The sequence below is a fragment of the Streptococcus mitis genome (assembly GCF_026782895.1).
In the GTDB taxonomy this organism is placed as follows: domain Bacteria; phylum Bacillota; class Bacilli; order Lactobacillales; family Streptococcaceae; genus Streptococcus; species Streptococcus mitis_CB.
The window spans coordinates 1956-21454 of record NZ_JAKUXJ010000006.1 but is presented as its reverse complement, the minus strand read 5'-3'; the positions used below and the strand labels follow the sequence as shown (position 1 = coordinate 21454).

At 41.6% G+C, this 19499-nt stretch carries 17 protein-coding genes; 14 read left to right on the top strand and 3 right to left on the bottom strand.

Annotation, left to right across the window (positions count from 1 at the left end; translation table 11 throughout):
- Positions 1-254: 254 nt before the first annotated feature.
- Positions 255-1223, bottom strand: a complete 969-nt coding sequence (locus MK480_RS07825; protein ID WP_033681527.1) for an NAD(P)/FAD-dependent oxidoreductase — start codon at positions 1221-1223, stop codon at positions 255-257.
- 244 nt (positions 1224-1467) lie between these two features.
- Here MK480_RS07825 and cdaA point away from each other — a divergent pair, with 244 nt between their 5' ends.
- From cdaA to MK480_RS07780, 9 genes are all read left to right on the top strand, one after another.
- Positions 1468-2325, top strand: a complete 858-nt coding sequence (gene cdaA / locus MK480_RS07820; RefSeq protein ID WP_268707484.1) for a diadenylate cyclase CdaA — start codon at positions 1468-1470, stop codon at positions 2323-2325.
- Positions 2312-3091, top strand: a complete 780-nt coding sequence (locus MK480_RS07815; protein ID WP_060627759.1) for a CdaR family protein — start codon at positions 2312-2314, stop codon at positions 3089-3091. The genes cdaA and MK480_RS07815 overlap by 14 nt, the downstream gene beginning before the upstream one ends.
- Before the next feature lie 24 nt (positions 3092-3115).
- Positions 3116-4468 (top strand): phosphoglucosamine mutase, encoded by a 1353-nt coding sequence (gene glmM / locus MK480_RS07810; protein ID WP_268707483.1) that lies wholly within the window; start codon positions 3116-3118, stop codon positions 4466-4468.
- A 73-nt stretch (positions 4469-4541) separates the two neighbouring features.
- Complete coding sequence (locus tag MK480_RS07805; protein ID WP_001050081.1) at positions 4542-4916, top strand: DUF1149 family protein; 375 nt, start codon at positions 4542-4544, stop codon at positions 4914-4916.
- Between the two features lies 1 nt (position 4917).
- Positions 4918-5766: a DegV family protein gene (locus MK480_RS07800; protein WP_261150671.1), complete on the top strand. Its 849-nt coding sequence runs from the start codon at positions 4918-4920 to the stop codon at positions 5764-5766.
- A 276-nt stretch (positions 5767-6042) separates the two neighbouring features.
- Positions 6043-6810 carry a 4-hydroxy-tetrahydrodipicolinate reductase gene (dapB, locus tag MK480_RS07795; RefSeq protein ID WP_268707482.1) on the top strand — a complete coding sequence of 256 codons (768 nt, stop codon included), beginning with the start codon at positions 6043-6045 and terminating at the stop codon, positions 6808-6810.
- Positions 6807-8006 (top strand): CCA tRNA nucleotidyltransferase, encoded by a 1200-nt coding sequence (locus MK480_RS07790; RefSeq protein WP_326845943.1) that lies wholly within the window; start codon positions 6807-6809, stop codon positions 8004-8006. Before dapB ends, MK480_RS07790 begins: the two co-directional genes overlap by 4 nt.
- Entirely contained in the window at positions 8003-9871 is a 1869-nt protein-coding gene (locus tag MK480_RS07785) for an ABC-F family ATP-binding cassette domain-containing protein (RefSeq protein ID WP_268707480.1), read from the top strand. Before MK480_RS07790 ends, MK480_RS07785 begins: the two co-directional genes overlap by 4 nt.
- Positions 9868-10425 (top strand): STM3941 family protein, encoded by a 558-nt coding sequence (locus MK480_RS07780; RefSeq protein WP_261266714.1) that lies wholly within the window; start codon positions 9868-9870, stop codon positions 10423-10425. Before MK480_RS07785 ends, MK480_RS07780 begins: the two co-directional genes overlap by 4 nt.
- Before the next feature lie 98 nt (positions 10426-10523).
- Here the strand turns inward: MK480_RS07780 and mntE are convergent, their stop codons facing one another.
- A complete protein-coding gene (gene mntE, locus MK480_RS07775) occupies positions 10524-11714 on the bottom strand; it encodes a CDF family manganese efflux transporter MntE (RefSeq protein WP_268707479.1) in 1191 nt (396 codons plus the stop codon).
- A 306-nt stretch (positions 11715-12020) separates the two neighbouring features.
- Between mntE and MK480_RS07770 the strand changes: the two genes are divergently transcribed.
- The 5 genes from MK480_RS07770 to yaaA all read left to right on the top strand — a co-directional run bounded on the left by MK480_RS07770 (position 12021) and on the right by yaaA (position 17887).
- Positions 12021-14717 (top strand): cation-translocating P-type ATPase, encoded by a 2697-nt coding sequence (locus MK480_RS07770; protein WP_268707478.1) that lies wholly within the window; start codon positions 12021-12023, stop codon positions 14715-14717.
- A gap of 116 nt (positions 14718-14833) precedes the next feature.
- The gene (locus tag MK480_RS07765) at positions 14834-15244 is read left to right on the top strand and encodes a peptide deformylase (protein WP_049511113.1); all 411 of its coding nucleotides are present in this window, start codon (positions 14834-14836) and stop codon (positions 15242-15244) included.
- An 11-nt stretch (positions 15245-15255) separates the two neighbouring features.
- Positions 15256-16851, top strand: coding sequence for a hypothetical protein (locus tag MK480_RS07760; RefSeq protein ID WP_268707477.1), 1596 nt, complete (start codon positions 15256-15258; stop codon positions 16849-16851).
- 64 nt (positions 16852-16915) lie between these two features.
- Positions 16916-17080: a YczI family protein gene (locus MK480_RS07755; RefSeq protein WP_268707541.1), complete on the top strand. Its 165-nt coding sequence runs from the start codon at positions 16916-16918 to the stop codon at positions 17078-17080.
- Positions 17081-17158: 78 nt separating this feature from the next.
- Entirely contained in the window at positions 17159-17887 is a 729-nt protein-coding gene (gene yaaA, locus MK480_RS07750; RefSeq protein WP_268707476.1) for a peroxide stress protein YaaA, read from the top strand.
- 47 nt (positions 17888-17934) lie between these two features.
- Here yaaA and pclR read toward each other — a convergent pair whose 3' ends face one another.
- Positions 17935-19419, bottom strand: a complete 1485-nt coding sequence (gene pclR, locus MK480_RS07745; protein ID WP_268707475.1) for a virulence transcriptional activator PclR — start codon at positions 19417-19419, stop codon at positions 17935-17937.
- Positions 19420-19499: the final 80 nt, after the last annotated feature.

Here is a 19499-nt window from a genome sequence, read left to right as displayed (position 1 = left end):
TGATCGTCTAACCAACGAGTCACCAGCCATGAGATGATACTCTCGATGACTGCGATAAGTACTATTTTGAGAAGTTCTAGCATCTGTAATACCTCCTTTTCCAAGGCGTATTGTTAGTGCCGTCCCTATTATATCACATGTTTTATCAGTTTGATAGGCATTTTTATTTTTGTTAAAGACGGGGAAAATATGAGCTAACAAGATAGCCGATGAACTATAAAACCACGAATCCTATGTGACTCGTGGTTCTTTTTCTATAAACTAGTAGAGTGTTTTGGTTGTACTTTTTGTTCTGGGTCGATGTAGTTGATAGCATTATTGACAGCGGTTGGAGCTTCTCCGAGGCCTGTCGCAATCAGGTCAATTTTTCCGTCATAGTAGCAGCAGTCACCGATAGCATAGATACCTGCTTGGCTAGATTCCTGTTTGCTGTTGACAATAATCTTGTGACGGTTGAGGTCTAGACCCCAGTTTTTAAGGTTACCAACAGAAGATTTGAAACCATAGTTGACAAAGAGGTGGTCTAGGTCAATAGTTTCTGTTTCATCAGATTTGACTTTTGTGATTTCAAGTTTATCGAGTGTTTTTCCATCTCCAAGGAGTTGGCTAGGGACGAATGGTGTCTTGATGATCACAGAAGATTCCTGCAAAGCTTGGACACTGTGTTCCAAGGCGCGGAAATTATCTCTGCGGTGAACAAGGGTAGTTGGTGCAATTTTTTCAAAAGCCAAAGCCCAATCCACAGCCGAGTCTCCTCCACCAAGAATCGTCACTTTCTTACCAGCATATTGCTGGATGTTGGAAACGTGGTAGTGGATATTTTCATAGTCTTCAACGCCTTCTAGTTCCAGAGGACGTGGTTTGAAGGCACCGCCCCCCATAGCGATGATAACAGTTTTAGACAGGTGACTTCCTTTAGAAGTTGTAATTACAAAGCCTTCTTCTTGTTTTTCAATCTCAAGAACCGTTTCATTGAGATGAATAGGGGTATCAAAGCCGTTTAACTGTTCAATCAAGCGGTTGGTCAACTCTTCTCCAGTTAGGTTTGGGAAACCTGGTACGTCTAGGATTTCCTTTTCAGGGTAGAGAATAGCAGGTTGTCCACCTAGTTGGGGAAGAGAGTCGATGATTTGGACCTTGGCTTGGCGTAGGTGGGCATAGAAGGCCGCAAAAAGCCCGACAGGACCACCACCTACAATGGTAATATCATAGAGTTGAGACATGGTTTCTCCTTTGTTTTTTCTAGTCATACTCTTCGAAAATCAAATTCAAACCACGTCAGCGTCGCCTTACCGTACTCAAGTACAGCCTGCGGCTAACTTCCTAGTTTGCTCTTTGATTTTCATTGAGTATCAGTTTATTTTATCATATTTTTTCTTTAATTTAAAATGAAGTAGGATAGGGAAAAAAATGTCAGAAAAATGGTATAATAGAAAGGAACGTGTTTGGACAGAGAGGAGACAGCAGATGAACTTTCAACAATTATCCAACCTGCAATATTGGACTAGCTTGTTTTCTAGTCCTTGGAGTATTGCCATCAATGTGTTTGATATTTTGATTGTGGCCTATATTTTATATCGTTTTACAAAAGCGATAGCTGGCACCAAGATTATGATTTTGGTGCGTGGGGTCGTGATTTTTGTATTATCCCAGGTTGTGGCCAATATCCTTGGTTTAACAACGATTTCTTGGTTGATTAATCAGATTATCACCTATGGGGTTATTGCTGCGGTTGTTATCTTCTCTCCAGAGATTCGGACTGGTTTGGAACGCTTGGGAAGGGCGACAGATTTCTTTTCTACTACTCAAATTAGTGCAGAAGAGAAAATGATTCGTGCCTTTGTCAAGTCAGTTGAATACATGAGTCCTCGTAAGATTGGTGCTCTGGTTGCTATTCAACGAGTTCGGACCTTACAAGAATACATCGCGACAGGAATTCCCTTGGATGCCAAAATTTCGGCAGAACTCCTTATTAATATCTTTATCCCCAACACTCCCCTACACGATGGTGCTGTGATTATCAGAGAAAATCGAATAGCAGTAACCTCTGCCTATCTTCCCTTGACAGAAAGCACAGGGATTTCCAAGGAATTTGGGACCAGACACCGGGCGGCTATCGGTTTGTCAGAAGTATCCGATGCCTTGACCTTCATCGTCTCAGAGGAAACAGGAGGCATTTCTATTACCTATAACGGTGTTTTCAAGCACGACTTGACGATTGAAGAATTTGAAGCAGAGCTACGAGCAATTCTTTTGCCAGCTGTTGAGGAAAAAGTCAGTTTCAAGGACCGTTTGTTAGGAGGTTGGAAATATGAGAAAAAATAGTCTATATATCATTTCATCTCTCTTTTTTGCTTGTGTCTTATTTATCTATGCAACGTCAACCAACTTTCAAAATAGCAATACCGCAAGGCAGGTTAAATCAGAAACTTACACCAATACGATAACGAACGTTCCTATCGTTATTCACTATGATGATGACCAGTATTTCATTAGCGGATTTGCATCAGAAGTTTCAGTGGTATTAACCGGAGCCAATCGTGTGACCTTGGCCAGCGAAATGCAGGAGAGCACTCGTAAGTTTAAGGTAACTGCTGATTTGACGGATGCCAGTGTTGGAACGATTGAAGTTCCCTTGAATATTGAAAATCTTCCAAGTGGATTGACCGCTGTGGCAACGCCTCAAAAGATTACAGTGAAAGTTGGGAAGAAGGTTAAGCGAGATGGGATGATTGTTGTGCCACAAGTTGACCAAAGCCAGATTGATCCCAAGCTACAAATTGATAGTGTAACCGTGTCAAATGAACGGGTCTCTGTCACAACTGACCAAGAAACACTAGCTAAAATTGATCGTATTATTGCGCTTTTACCAACCAGCGAACGCATAACAGGTAATTACAGTGGTTCAGTACCTTTGCAGGCAATCGACCGTAATGGTGTTGTCTTACCAGCGGTGATTACTCCATTTGATACGACAATGAAGGTCACTACAAAACCTGTGGGTACAAGTTCAAACACATCAAATTCAACTACAAGCAGTTCGTCGGAGACATCTTCGTCAACGAAAGCAACTAGTTCAAAAACGAATTAAAAATAGGAAAAGGATTTTATAAAAATGGGTAAATATTTTGGGACTGATGGAGTCCGTGGAGAAGCTAACGTAGAATTAACGCCAGAATTGGCCTTTAAACTAGGACGTTTTGGAGGCTATGTTCTTAGCCAACATGAAACGGAAGCACCGAAAGTTTTTGTAGGACGTGATACACGTATTTCTGGGGAAATGTTAGAATCTGCCTTGGTGGCAGGTCTCCTCTCTGTAGGGATTCACGTCTACAAACTTGGTGTCCTTGCAACACCAGCAGTAGCTTACTTGGTAAAAACTGAGGGAGCCAGTGCAGGTGTCATGATTTCTGCTAGCCATAACCCAGCCCTTGATAATGGAATTAAGTTCTTTGGTGGTGATGGTTTCAAACTAGATGACGAAAAAGAAGCAGAAATTGAAGCCTTGCTAGACGCTGCAGAAGACACTCTGCCACGTCCAAGTGCAGAAGGCTTGGGAACCTTGGTAGATTATCCAGAAGGCTTGCGTAAGTATGAAGGCTACCTTGTTTCAACTGGAACTCCTCTTGATGGAATGAAGGTTGCCTTGGATACAGCCAATGGTGCAGCTTCTACAAGTGCCCGTCAAATCTTTGCAGATCTTGGTGCTCAATTAACTGTTATCGGGGAAACACCAGATGGTCTTAACATCAACCTTAATGTTGGTTCAACCCACCCAGAAACCCTTCAAGAAGTGGTCAAAGAAAGTGACTCAGCTATCGGTTTGGCCTTTGACGGAGACAGTGACCGTTTGATTGCTGTTGATGAGAATGGTGATATCGTTGATGGTGACAAAATTATGTACATCATCGGGAAATATCTTTCTGAAAAAGGACAATTGGCTCAAAATACAATTGTGACAACTGTTATGTCCAACCTTGGTTTCCACAAGGCCTTGGACCGTGAAGGCATTAACAAGGCAGTCACTGCAGTTGGCGACCGCTACGTTGTTGAAGAAATGAGAAAATCAGGTTACAACCTCGGTGGTGAACAGTCTGGTCACGTCATCTTGATGGACTACAATACAACAGGTGATGGCCAATTATCTGCTGTTCAATTGACTAGAATCATGAAGGAAACTGGTAAGAGCTTGTCAGAGTTGGCAGCAGAAGTAACCATCTATCCACAAAAATTAGTCAATATCCGAGTGGAAAATGCCATGAAGGAAAAGGCTATGGAAGTGCCAGCTATTAAGGCTATCATCGAGAAGATGGAAGAAGAAATGGCAGGGAATGGCCGTATCCTAGTACGCCCAAGTGGAACAGAGCCCCTTTTGCGTGTTATGGCAGAAGCGCCTACAACAGAAGAAGTAGACTACTATGTTGATACCATCGCAGACGTAGTTCGAGCTGAAATCGGGATTGACTAAATCTTAGAAAACTAGATGAAAATAAAAAATTATGGTACAATAGCTTATAATATTGTAGCCAAGGGAGAAAGACATGAATCTTAAACGTGAACAAGAATTTGTTAGTCAGTATCATTTTGATGCGCGTAATTTTGAATGGGAAAATGAAAATGGAGCTCCTGAAACTAAGGTGGATGTGAATTTCCAATTAATTCAACATGACCAAGAAAATCAAGTGACTTCCTTGATTGTTGTCTTGAGTTTTATGATTGTATTTGATAAATTTGTCATCAGTGGAACTATTTCTCAGGTGAACCATATCGATGGTCGTATTGTTAACGAACCAAGTGAATTGAACCAAGAAGAAGTGGAAACCTTGGCTCGTCCATGTTTGAATATGCTCAACCGTTTAACTTACGAAGTAACTGAAATTGCATTAGACTTACCAGGAATCAATTTGGAGTTCTAATATGAAATTAGCTGTTATCACAGATTCCTCTGCCTATCTCAGTGCAGATACCTTGCAAAGAGAAGATTTATTTGTTTTGGATATTCCTGTCAATATTGATGGTGAGGAGTATGTCGAAGGCATCAATCTGACTGCTGAGGAATTTTACCAAAAAATGGCTCAGGCCTCTGAATTGCCTAAGACCAGTCAACCAAGTATTGCCAAGTTAGATGAGATTCTAACTTCGCTCAAAGAACAAGGTTACACCCATGCTTTAGGGCTTTTCCTATCTTCTGGAATTTCAGGTTTTTACCAAAATATCCAGTATATGGTGGATGACTATGAGGGCTTAACCATTGCTTTTCCAGACACTTTAATCACAAGTGCTCCTCTGGGTATCATGGTTGAAAGTGTCTTTAACTGGCGAGACCAGGGCGATGACTTTGCCATTATTCAGGATAAGCTAGCTATTCAGATTAGTCACACATCTGCTTTCATCATGGTGGATGACTTGGACCACTTGGTTAAAGGGGGACGCCTTTCAAATGGAGCTGCGATTTTGGGCAATCTGCTAAGCATTAAGCCGATTCTTTATTTTAATGACCAAGGTGTGATTGAAGTGTACGAAAAAGTTCGTACTGAAAAGAAAGCAACCAAGCGTTTAATTGAGATTATCAAGGAAGCAACAGCTTCAGGCCAATACCGTATCATTGTCATTCACGGAAATGCCCCTGAAAAGGCTGAGGAATTGCGTCAGCACTTACTTGAATCTGGAGTAGGTACGGATGTTTCACTTGCTACATTTGGTAGTGTCATTGGAACCCACTTAGGAGCAGGAAGCATTGCCCTGGGTTATATTCCAGTGATTTAGTTGGCACTTTTAGACTAGTTAAGAAATCTTGTATCATAGCAATTGAACACGGACTACCTGCCTCTTGGAAAAAGATGTCTGTCTCGCCTTTTGTGGAAAGTCAGCGCCATTCCCTATTTTTCATGGGCAGCTAAGGTCCTTTGTATCTTGATAATTGAACACGCCTGGAACCCTGTGTGAAAAAGATAGTTCTTCCAAGGAGTAGACACTTCTTGATCAGAACTCCTATTTTCACTTTGTGTTCTTACAGGCTTTGTATCTTAGACAGGAGTAGAGATGAGTATTCGAGTAATTATTGCTGGTTTTAAGGGAAAGATGGGCCAGGCTGCTTGTCAGATGGTCTTGGCTGATCCAGACTTGAACTTGGTAGCAGTTTTGGATCCCTTTGAGTCTGAATCAGAATGGCAGGGTATTCCTGTTTTCAAGGATAAGGCTGATTTGGCAGGCTTTAAAGCGGATGTTTGGGTAGATTTTACAACTCCAGCTGTTGCCTATGAAAACACACGCTTTGCTCTTGAAAATGGCTTTGCTCCAGTAGTTGGAACGACAGGCTTTACTAGTGAAGAAATTGCAGAGCTAAAAGCATTTTCTCGTGCTCGAGATTTGGGTGGCTTGATTGCTCCAAATTTTGCCTTGGGTGCTGTTTTACTCATGCAATTTGCGACGCAAGCTGCCAAATATTTCCCAAATGTGGAGATTATCGAGCTCCATCATGACAAGAAAAAGGATGCTCCGAGTGGCACAGCTATTAAAACAGCTGAGTTAATGGCAGAAGTTCGAGACTCTACCCAGCAAGGTGCGCCTGATGAGGAAGAACTCATTGCTGGTGCTCGTGGTGCTGACTTTGATGGCATGCGGATCCACTCAGTACGTTTGCCAGGTTTGGTAGCCCATCAGGAAGTCATCTTTGGCAATCAGGGAGAAGGATTGACCCTCCGTCATGACTCCTATGATCGCAGCTCCTTCATGACAGGGGTGAATTTGGGAATTAAAGAAGTTGTCAAGCGTCATGAGCTTGTCTATGGATTAGAACACTTATTATGAGATTAACGCAAATGCCTTCTGAATTTCAGAAGGCTTTACCAGTATTAGAAAAAATTAAAGAAGCAGGTTTTGAGGCCTATTTTGTTGGGGGCTCTGTTCGAGATGCCCTCCTTAATCGTCCTATCCATGATGTGGATATTGCGACCTCTTCTTATCCAGAAGAGACCAAGCAGATTTTTCCGCGAACAGCCGATATCGGAATCGAGCATGGAACTGTCTTGGTCTTAGATGGGGACGAGGAGTATGAGGTGACTACTTTTCGGACAGAAGATGTCTATGTGGACTATCGTAGACCTAGTGCGGTTTCTTTTGTTCGCTCGCTAGAAGAAGACCTCAAGCGCCGTGATTTTACAGTCAATGCCTTTGCCTTGGATGAGACAGGAGAAATCGTTGACTTGTTCCATGGTTTAGAAGATTTGGAAAAGCAAGTCTTACGAGCAGTTGGAGTGGCTAGTGAGCGTTTCAACGAAGATGCTTTGCGGATTATGCGTGGTTTCCGTTTTCAAGCCAGTCTTGGCTTTGAACTTGAGACAGAAACATTTAAAGCAATGAAGACCTTGACGCCACTTCTGGAGAAAATTTCTGTGGAGCGTACCTTCGTTGAGTTTGATAAACTCTTGCTAGCTCCATTTTGGAGAAGGGGTTTGGCTTCCATGATTGAGAGTCAAGCTTATGACTATCTCCCTGATATGGCAGCTAGCCAGGACAAGCTCAATAGACTGTTTGATTTAGAGACTGATTTTACTTTTGAATCCTCTGAACAAGTCTGGGCGGCTTTACTGTGGGCTTTGGAGATTGAAAATGCGCAGCCATTTTTGAAGGCTTGGAAGACCTCACGCCAGTTTGCTAAGCAAGTTCAGGATTTACTGACTATTTTGACCTTGCGTGAAAAGGGAGAATTGAGCAAGCGCGATTGTTACCGCTTTGACTTGGATTTACTTTTACAGGCTGAAAATCTTCGTCAGGCCCAAGGAAAAGAAGTCAACCCACAAGCCATCACAGAAACCTATCAGAGTTTGATCATTCATGACAAGAAAGAAATCCAAATCAACGGTGGTATTTTGATCAAGGAATATGGTTATCAGCCGGGACCAGACTTGGGAGAGATTTTAACAGAGATTGAGTATGCCATTGTCGATGGAGAATTGGAAAATGACAGTCAAGCCATCCATGCTTATCTGAGGGAGAAAAAATGAGTGATTTTATCGTTGAAAAACTAAGTAAATCCGTTGGTGACAAGACCGTTTTTAAGGATATTTCCTTTATTATCCATGACCTAGATAGAATTGGTCTGATTGGTGTCAATGGAACGGGCAAGACCACCCTTTTGGACGTCCTTTCTGGTGTTTCTGGCTTTGATGGGGATGTTAGTCCTTTTTCAGCTAAGAATGATTACCAGATTGGTTACTTGACTCAGGACCCTGATTTTGATGATAGCAAGACGGTCTTAGATACGGTTCTATCTAGCGACCTCAAGGAAATCCAGCTCATTCGTGAGTATGAGTTGATCATGCTTAACTACAGTGAGGACAAACAGGCGCGTTTGGAACGTGTCATGGCTGAAATGGATTCTCTCCAAGCTTGGGAAATCGAGAGTCAGGTCAAGACGGTTCTCAGCAAGCTGGGGATTCAGGATTTATCTACTCCTGTTGGGGAATTGTCAGGTGGTCTGAGAAGACGGGTTCAGTTGGCGCAAGTCTTACTTGGCAACCACGACCTCTTGCTTCTGGATGAGCCGACCAACCATCTGGACATTGCGACTATTGAGTGGCTGACCCTCTTTTTGAAAAATTCTAAGAAGACTGTCCTTTTTATTACCCACGATCGTTATTTCTTGGATGCTTTGTCAACACGGATTTTCGAGTTGGATCGCGCAGGCTTGACCGAGTACCAGGGAAATTATCAGGACTATGTTCGCCTTAAGGCGGAACAGGATGAGCGTGACGCGGCTCTTCTTCATAAAAAAGAACAACTCTACAAACAAGAATTGGCCTGGATGCGTAGACAACCGCAGGCGCGTGCGACCAAGCAGCAGGCTCGTATCAATCGTTTCCATGATTTGAAAAAGGAAGTTTCAGGCAGTAGTGCTGAGACAGACTTGACCATGAACTTTGAAACCAGTCGGATTGGTAAGAAAGTAATCGAGTTTCAGGATGTTTCCTTTGCCTATGAAAACAAGTCTATTTTACAAGATTTTAATCTCTTGGTGCAAGCCAAAGATCGTATCGGAATTGTTGGGGACAATGGTGTTGGAAAATCAACCCTGCTCAACCTGATTGCAGGCATTCTTGAGCCGACAGCAGGACAAGTTGTGATTGGGGAAACTGTTCGCATCGCCTATTTCTCTCAGCAAATTGAGGGCTTGGATGAAAGTAAGCGAGTGATCAATTACTTGCAGGAAGTGGCAGAAGAGGTCAAGACCAGTGGTGGTTCTACGACTTCCATTGCAGAATTGCTGGAGCAGTTCCTTTTCCCACGTTCGACGCATGGAACCTTGATTGAGAAATTGTCTGGGGGAGAGAAAAAACGTCTTTATCTCCTCAAATTGCTCTTGGAAAAACCAAATGTTCTTCTTTTAGATGAGCCAACCAATGATTTGGATATTGCAACCTTGACAGTTCTGGAGAATTTCTTGCAAGGATTTGCAGGACCTGTTTTGACAGTTAGCCACGACCGCTATTTCTTGGATAAGGTAGCGACCAAGATTCTCGCTTTTGAGGATGGCAAGATTCGTCCTTTCTTTGGTCATTATACCGACTATCTTGATGAAAAAGTCTTTGAAACAGAGATGGCCAATCAAGTGCAAAAGGCCGAAAAGGAGAAAGTGGTCAAGGTCCGTGAAGACAAGAAACGCATGACCTACCAAGAAAAGCAGGAGTGGGCAAGCATTGAAGGTGATATTGAAGCCTTGGAAAATCGTATAGCTGCTATTGAAGAGGAGATGCAGGCCAACGGATCCGACTTTGGTAAACTAGCGACTCTTCAGAAAGAGCTAGATGAGAAAAACGAAGCACTCCTTGAAAAATACGAACGCTATGAATATTTAAGTGAGTTGGCATGATGGAAGAAAAAGTCATTAAACGTAGTCCCAAGAAAATCATTTGGAATGCCTTGTTTGGTCTTTTCTTCTTGTTACCTCTCTATTATCTCTATTCGTATTCGCAAAAGGGGACCAGACTTCATATGATAAGTCTTTTGTTTATGCTGGTTTTACTTTTTTTTGGTGTAGTAGTAGTTTATCTGACTTACAGACTTTTAAGTTTGGACAAGGAATATTTGAGATTTACTGTTCAGGGATTTTACTACAAACCGAATCCAAAGAAATCGAGTCATTTCTATGCTTGGGCTGATGTAGAGGAATTTTCCTTCTCTCGGATTGGAGGGAAGTATAGGAATTCCTATCAGATTGAAGTTTATTTTAAAAACAAGGATAATGCGAGATCCCAATCACTTCTATCTTTACTGAAGAGAAGTTGTTTCCCTTTTCATCAGTCAGCAGATTTGATTATCCCTATCATTCTACTAGATGTAGATTTTCCTGAAAGTGTCTATGAGGCCATGAAGTACTATGAAAGGGAATGGCGTATCGAGCAAAATCGTCAAGCAAGGAAATAGACAAAACAAGCTTCTAAAACCAAATCTTCCAAATGCTTATAAGATAGTTTAGGTTAAAGAAAATCAATCAAAAAAGCCCTATCCACTGGATAGGGTTACTATTTGTCTTCTTTTTTGGTTTCTTGATGAAAGATATTTTGCCAAGTTTCGTGGCGACGCCAGATACTGGTATGGACGATACCATCTAACTCATAGGAGATGAGTTTGGTCTTCTGACTGATGGAAGTGATCTGAATATCCTTGATAGCTGAATTCAAGTCTTTTTCGGCTTTATAAGCTTCTTTGTCCATCTGCTCTCCATCTTGACGAATATAGACAAAATCGTCTGCCAAGAGTTCTTCCAATTGATTTCCTTGGTCAATCAATTGTTCACGCATAAGCAATTTTTTGTAGACATTGTCTAAAATCTCATCCTCAGGGATAGGTGCTGGCTCGATATGGACATCGGTATCAAAGACGCCAAAACGTTCCTCCAGCATAGACTCGACTTGATCCGCAATCTCGTGGCTCTCATAAACCGACAAGTCAGGATTCATTTCTAGCGTAATATCAAGGTAAATGTTGCTACCGTAGGTGCGACCTCTTTGGGACTTAACCTTGCTGATTTTGGGAATTTCCATGATAGCCTTTTGGTAGTCCTCAAGTAGGCGGTCGTCGAAGCCATCTGAAAGGCTAAAGGAAGACTCGATGAAGATATCATAGGCTGTTTTCAAGATAAAGAAAGTGATGATGATAGCGACCAGTTTATCCACAATGGGATAATTGAAACTGCTAGCTAGGATAGCAATAGTAGTACCAAGTGAGGTAACAGCGTCAGAAAGATTGTCCTTAGCAGCAGCCTTCAGAGCCTTAGAGTTGGATTTCTTACTGAGGCGAGTATTGTAGAGATAGACCACAAACATAATCGCTGCAGACATAATTCCTAGAGTTGCACCCAGAGGGTCAATGACCGTTTCTTCACGACTGAGAATCTTCTGAATGGTATCCCTTAGGACATCGAATCCGACATAGAACATGATGATAGAAGTGATTAAGCTAGCCAAATCCTCAATCTTCCAGTGGCCAAAACGGTGGTCTCGGTCAGCAGGTTGGCGCGCCATTCGAATCCCAATCAAGAGGGCTACATTTCCAATGATGTCCGACACGTTGTTGAAACCATCAGCCACCAAACTGGATGAATGAAGGAGGTGACCAGTTGCTAATTTGGCTGTTGATAAGAGCAGGTAGGTTGAAATGCTGATAATGGCCCCACGCTCAGCTAACTTGAGATTTGAGATAGATTGCTTCATTCAACTTCCTTTCTAGTCACATAGCATTCTACCATTATACTGGTTTTCAAGGGAAAATTCAAATAAGTCATTTTTTACTCTTTGAAAACTTTTCAAAATTTGGTATAATAGTACTACTCAAGGGAGTAGCTGGCAGAAACCTGTGATAGTGTCGTCATTCCGAATTTTATACTGAAAAGTATGCTTTCCGGCACTATCTTAAACAGCGAGACTTGTTATGATTAACAGGTTTCTTTTTGTTTGTCGTGAAAAGATACGATGAGAAAAAGAGAGTCTGTTTTGCACACAATGTCAAGGAGGAGACACATGTCAAAAGAACAAAAACGCCAAGCGTTTTACATTCAAAGTCCTGAAGAGGTCTTGAAGGCTGTGGATGCGACCGAACAAGGTTTGTCATCAAGTGAGGCGGAAAAGCGCCTTGCCGAATTTGGCCACAATGAACTCGAAGAAGGCGAGAAACGATCAATCCTGGTCAAATTTATCGAGCAATTTAAGGATTTGATGATTATCATCCTAGTTGCGGCAGCAATCTTGTCAGTCGTGACTTCTGGTGGGGAAGATATCGCAGATGCCATTATCATCTTAGCCGTGGTAATCATCAATGCTGCCTTTGGTGTTTACCAAGAAGGAAAAGCCGAAGAAGCGATCGAAGCTCTCAAATCCATGTCTAGTCCAGCTGCCCGCGTTCTTCGTGATGGGCATATGGCGGAGATTGACTCTAAAGAATTGGTTCCAGGAGATATTGTTTCCCTTGAAGCAGGTGATGTAGTACCTGCAGACCTACGTTTGATTGAAGCCAACTCTCTTAAAATTGAAGAAGCTGCTTTGACAGGTGAGTCTGTGCCAGTCGAAAAAGACTTGACAGTTGAACTTGCTGCAGATGCTGGTATTGGTGACCGTGTCAACATGGCCTTCCAAAACTCAAACGTGACCTATGGTCGTGGGATGGGTGTTGTTGTCAATACAGGTATGTACACGGAAGTTGGTCATATCGCGGGTATGCTCCAAGATGCGGATGAGACGGATACACCACTCAAACAAAACTTGAACAACCTTTCTAAGGTCTTGACCTATGCTATCTTGGTCATTGCCCTTGTTACTTTTGTAGTTGGTGTTTTCATTCAAGGCAAAAATCCACTCGGTGAGTTGATGACCTCTGTTGCGCTTGCCGTTGCAGCAATTCCAGAAGGGCTACCAGCTATCGTAACTATCGTTCTTGCCCTTGGTACTCAAGTTTTAGCCAAACGAAACTCTATCGTTCGTAAATTGCCAGCAGTAGAAACACTTGGTTCAACTGAAATCATAGCTTCTGATAAGACTGGCACGCTGACCATGAACAAGATGACCGTCGAAAAAGTCTTCTACGATGCAGTCCTACATGACTCAGCTGATGATATTGAACTAGGTCTTGAAATGCCCCTTCTTCGTTCAGTTGTCTTGGCCAATGATACGAAAATTGATGTTGAAGGCAACCTGATTGGTGACCCAACCGAAACAGCCTTCATCCAATATGCCTTGGACAAGGGCTACGATGTCAAAGGGTTCTTAGAGAAATATCCACGTGTGGCTGAGTTGCCATTTGATTCTGAACGTAAGCTCATGTCAACAGTTCATCCACTTGCAGATGGACGCTTCCTCGTAGCTGTTAAAGGTGCGCCAGACCAACTCTTGAAACGTTGTGTTCTTCGTGATAAGGCTGGGGATATTGCTCCGATTGATGAGAAGGTTGCAAATCTCATCCATACAAACAACTCTGAAATGGCTCACCAAGCCTTGCGTGTCCTTGCTGGTGCTTATAAGATTATTGACAGCATTCCAGAAAACCTTATTTCTGAAGAGCTTGAAAATGATTTAATCTTTACTGGTTTGATTGGGATGATTGACCCTGAACGTCCTGAAGCTGCTGAGGCTGTTCGTGTGGCTAAGGAAGCGGGAATTCGTCCAATCATGATCACAGGTGACCATCAAGACACTGCAGAAGCTATTGCTAAACGTTTGGGAATCATTGACGCAAATGATACAGAAGGACATGTTTTAACTGGTGCTGAGCTCAACGAACTATCTGATGAAGACTTTGAAAAAGTCGTTGGTCAATACTCTGTTTATGCCCGTGTGTCTCCAGAACACAAGGTTCGTATCGTCAAGGCTTGGCAAAAACAAGGTAAGGTCGTTGCCATGACAGGTGACGGTGTCAATGATGCTCCGGCTTTGAAAACAGCCGATATCGGTATCGGTATGGGAATCACTGGTACAGAGGTGTCTAAGGGGGCTTCTGACATGATTCTTGCAGATGATAACTTTGCAACTATTATCGTTGCAGTGGAAGAAGGACGTAAGGTCTTCTCAAATATTCAAAAGACGATTCAGTACCTACTTTCTGCCAATACTGCTGAAGTATTAACCATCTTCCTATCTACCTTGTTTGGTTGGGACGTCTTGCAGCCAGTTCATCTTTTGTGGATCAACTTGGTAACAGATACCTTCCCAGCTATCGCTCTTGGTGTTGAGCCAGCTGAGCCTGGTGTCATGAACCATAAACCACGTGGACGCAAGGCAAGCTTCTTCTCAGGTGGTGTTTTGAGTTCTATTATCTATCAAGGTGTACTCCAAGCAGCTATTGTTATGAGTGTTTATGGTCTTGCCCTTCTTTACCCAGTTCACGTGGGTGACAATCATGCCATTCACGCAGATGCCCTTACTATGGCCTTTGCAACACTTGGTTTGATTCAGCTCTTCCATGCCTACAATGTGAAATCTGTTTACCAATCCATCTTGACAGTTGGACCATTCAAGTCTAAGACCTTCAACTGGTCTATCTTGGTATCCTTCATCCTTCTCATGGCAACAATCGTCGTAGAACCACTTGAAGGTATCTTCCACGTAACCAAACTAGACTTGTCTCAATGGAGAATCGTCATGGCTGGAAGCTTCTCAATGATTATCATCGTCGAAATTGTTAAGTTTATTCAACGCAAACTCGGTTTTGACAAGAATGCGATTTAAAAAGAAAAGTCATCTTCGGATGGCTTTTTGCTACAGTTGAGGGAAAGGGCTTGCAGTTGTCAGCTTTTATGCTATAATTGCTATAATATAGTAAAAAGTAAGAGGAGTGTGAGGAAGTGGAAAAGAAAATTGTGAAGGATATTTTGTTTTTATCTCAGGTATCTCAGCCGGCAAGTCAGGATGATCTGTATCTTGCCAGAGATTTGCAGGATACACTCTTAGCAAATCGTGAGACCTGTGTCGGTCTGGCTGCCAATATGATTGGGGTGCAGAAGCGCGTGATTATTTTTAATCTTGGCTTGGTTCCTGTGGTCATGTTTAACCCAGTGCTCCTGTCCTCTGAAGGACCTTATGAGACGGAAGAAGGATGTTTGTCTTTGGTAGGTGTGAGACCAACTAAGCGTTATGAAACTATAAAGGTTGCCTATCGTGACAGCAAGTGGCAGGAACAGACCATTACTTTGACAGGTTTCCCAGCCCAGATTTGCCAGCATGAACTGGATCACTTGGAAGGACGAATCATTTAGGAGGAAAGCAAATGAAACGAATAGTCTTCGAACTTATTTTTATCGCAACGACCTGGTATATCTTTTTACCGCCTCTTAACCTGACCAGCTGGGAATTTCTCTTTTTCCTCTGTGGGCATTTGCTGCTTGTAGCAATCTTATTTGGCTTTGGCAAGGGAATCAATCTGGTAAAAACGGTTCATGTGCGCCACGGCAAGGCGGAAGCTGCCTTAAATCTTGAGGGTTTCAAAATCAATCGGTTAGGGAAAATCCTTTTAGCTTCTATTGGAGGAATTCTTCTCTTAGCAGCCTTGGTTTCCTTGGTAACTTCTAGCATTTTTCAGGCTAAAAATTATGCCAATGTAGTCACGGTTACGGAAAAAGACTTTACTGATTTTCCTAAGACTGATACCAGTAAGGTTCCTATCTTAGATAGAAGTACCGCTGAAAAAATTGGGGACCGCTACTTGGGTTCCCTAACAGATAAGGTGTCGCAGTACGTAGCGGCAGATACCTATACTCAATTGACGATTGATGGGAAACCTTATCGAGTTACGCCACTAGAATACGCAGATCCTATCAAATGGTTTAACAATCAAGCCAAGGGAATCGGTGAGTATATCAAGGTGGACATGGTAACTGGAAATGCGAATTTGGTGGACTTGAAGACACCAATCAAGTATTCGGACTCGGAGTATTTTAACCGTGATGTCAAACGCCACCTGCGCTTGAAGTACCCAACCAAGATCTTTAAAACTCCATCTTTCGAGGTGGACGATGAGGGTAATCCTTTCTATGTAGCAACGGTTTACCAAAAGCAATTTGGCTTAGCGGTTCCTCGTCCTGTTTCAGTCATTATCTTGGATGCCACAAATGGAGAAACCAAGGAATACAACTTGGAAGATGTTCCAGAATGGGTGGACAGGGTCTATCCAGCTGAGGAAACTATTGAGCAAATTAACTACAACGGCAAGTACAAGGACGGTTTCTGGAATGCCATGATTTCCAAGAAAAACGTGACCCAGACTACCAAGGGCTATAATTACTTGTCTATCGGCAATGATATCTATCTCTACACAGGTGTAACGTCAGCAAATGCAGATGAGAGTAATCTTGGTTTTATCCTTGAAAATATGCGGACAGGAGAAATCACTAAGTATAGCTTGGCTTCTGCGACCGAAGAATCAGCCCGTGAATCAGCCGAAGGTGCTGTTCAGGAGAAATCCTACAAGGCAACCTTCCCAATCCTCATCAACCTCAATGACAAGCCTCTCTACATCATGGGCTTGAAGGACAATGCTGGTTTGGTCAAAGAGTACGCTTTGGTAGACGCAGTCGAGTACCAAAATGTTATCGTAGCTACGACAGTGGAAGAGCTGCTCAGCAAGTACGCCAATAAAAACGATCTTGAGATTGACAATGCAACAACTGAAAGTATCAAGGGAGTGGTAGCAGACCTCAAATCAGCTGTTATCAAGGGCGATACTGTCTACTTCTTTAAAGTTGATGGCAAAATATACAAGGTCAAGGCCTCAGTATCAGATGACCTTCCTTACCTTGAAAATGGTAAAGCTTTCGAAGGTCAAGTAGGAAAAGACAATTATCTCAAGACTTTTAAAGTTCAGTAAAAAAGGTTTATTTAAGAAATATATATTATAATAAGGTAAATTAAGACTAATGGAGGACAAAGAAATGGGTTTTTATTTGATGCTTGCTTCAATGCTACTCGGACTGCTCGCTTTGAAGATAGGTTTTTCTCATTTCAAGGAGAAAAAAGATAAATTCTTATCTATCTTAACAAGCTTGGCTGGCCTAGCCCTTGTTCTCGTGGCTGTCTGGTTAGGATGGCCAAAATAAATAGAGAAACCTCGGTCAAACCGAGGTTTTTCAGATGAATTTCTTGGTAGTGGCTAAAAAATATGCTACACTATCAATATGAAAATTTTAATCCCAACAGCAAAAGAAATGAACACAGACTTGCCAAGTATCGAGGCAACTCCTTTAAGACCAGAAAGTCAGGCTGTGCTTGATGCCTTGGCTCTCTATTCTGCTAGTCAATTGGAGAGTTTTTACAAGGTATCAGCTGAGAAGGCGGCGGAAGAATTTCAAAATATCCAAGTTTTGAAAAGGCAGACTGCTCAACACTACCCAGCCTTGAAACTTTTTGATGGGCTGATGTACCGCCACATCAAGCGAGACAAACTGAACGATGCAGAACATGCCTATCTTGAAAATCATGTCTTTATTACTTCGGCTTTGTACGGAGTCGTACCAGCCTTGTCACCCATAGCCCCTCACCGTTTGGACTTTTTGATGAAGTTAAAAGTCGCAGGTAAGACTTTGAAGAGCCATTGGAAGCAAACCTATGATGAAGCTATGAATGGTGAAGACCTAATTTTCTCTCTCTTGTCATCCGAGTTTGAGACTGTATTTTCTAAGGAAATCAGAGGAAAAATGGTGACCTTCAAATTCATGGAGGATAGAGGTGGTCAGCTGAAGATTCATTCAACTATTTCAAAGAAAGCGCGTGGTGCTTTCCTGACAGCCCTGATACAAAATCAAGTACAGACGGTGGAGGAAGCTCGTCGCTTAAGCTTTGCAGGGTTTACCTACAGAGAAGATTTGTCACAGCCACAGGAATTGGTTTTTGTTAAGGAAGTATAGAAATCAGATAAGAGAAAAAGTCAGCAGGACCCTGCTGACTTTTTAGTTTATAAAGTATTGGATATATGAATCTCATTTGATAAAGTGTTGAGGTGATTAACCAAATCCATGATTGACAGATGATTTCGACAAATAAACTTCTTGGTAATCCCTGGAATATAGAAATTAGACACGATGATATCGTAATCTGTCTGATTTAAAATCTCAGGACTTGTTTTCAATTCATCCCAAGTATCGAAGGTAAAGCGGTTATTACAGTAATAGGAAAGCATATCAACAAAGGTAAGGGATATAGCATGGTCAAAGTTACTGATAATTAAAACCTTGATAGGTGGTCGATTTTCTAACAACTGAGTAGAGAGGTTTTCAGCATGGGTTAAGATGGTGTACATCAAGTGTTCCAACTGTTCAGGATGGTCATGCTGTCCAATTGCTTGACGGTATTGAGCCAGTTCTTGACGTGCACTTCCCATAAAGTCTGGGAAGTAAACTTCAAATTTTTTAATCGTCAATGCTTTTTGTTCAAATAAGATTGGGGTAGAAAAGATTTCCTGTCTTTCAAAGAAAGCAGTGTTGTGTAAATGCCAAATCAGCTCATCGTGGTTGGTAAAAGTAATCTTATATTGTTTTGATAGGCGTTCTAATATTTGACTAAGTAATTGGTAAGAGTATCTTGCTTCACTGTTCTCTTCTAAAGAGTTGAAGAATTCTTGAGGATCTAAGAAAAGATTGTTTTGAATAAAGGATATAAAAATTTGGGCGATGATATCTGGAGTGATTTCAAGTCCCAGTTTTTCAGAGAAATGGACAAGTAGCTCCTCAAAATTTGGAATATTCATCAAAAGAGGGTAGTATTCATCGAAGAAATAATTTGGTAAGTCGATGAAATGACCATTTTTGACGCGGTAAATACTGATAGCTATCATCAATTTGTACATTCTATAAATTGAAAATCGCATCGGGTAATTCGTTATTTTATAGAAGAAATCAGCAAACTCTGTTAAATCTTCTTCAGGAAGGTCAGGAAAAGGCCAATCTAGGAAATAATAGCGCTCAGAAAAGTATTGGGCAAAAAAATAGCGAATATCCTTTTCATTACCAAGAATTGCAGTGGGAGTAAAAGATAATTCAATCTGAAATTGTGATGATAGAGTTTTTGTAATATTTCGGCCCAATCGATAGAGATTAGCACTACTTGAGTGAAGATTTTCTATCGTTCGATAAATAGGTAGTCCCTCATTGAAAAACATATATTCTAGTAATTGAAAAGATTGGGAATGAGCTAGAAAATATTGATAAACGTCTTCCACACTAGTGTTAACATCTAAATCTATCATGATTCCGTTAACGGAAGATTGGATGTCAATATTTGGGAAAGCTGTTCGTAATTCATTTAAATCATTTTTTAGGATGCGTTCTGTACATCCTAATTTTTCGGCAAGTGAATGTAATCTTAACCAATTACGATTCTGGATTAAGATTTCCATTAAGCGTAATTGTCTTTGATCTTTTGTGGATAAAAGGTTTCGCATGTAGGTAATTTCCTCCTAAATTATATTGTATCATAATTATGATTCTGTTGTACAAAAAAACAAGAATTAAAAATATGTAC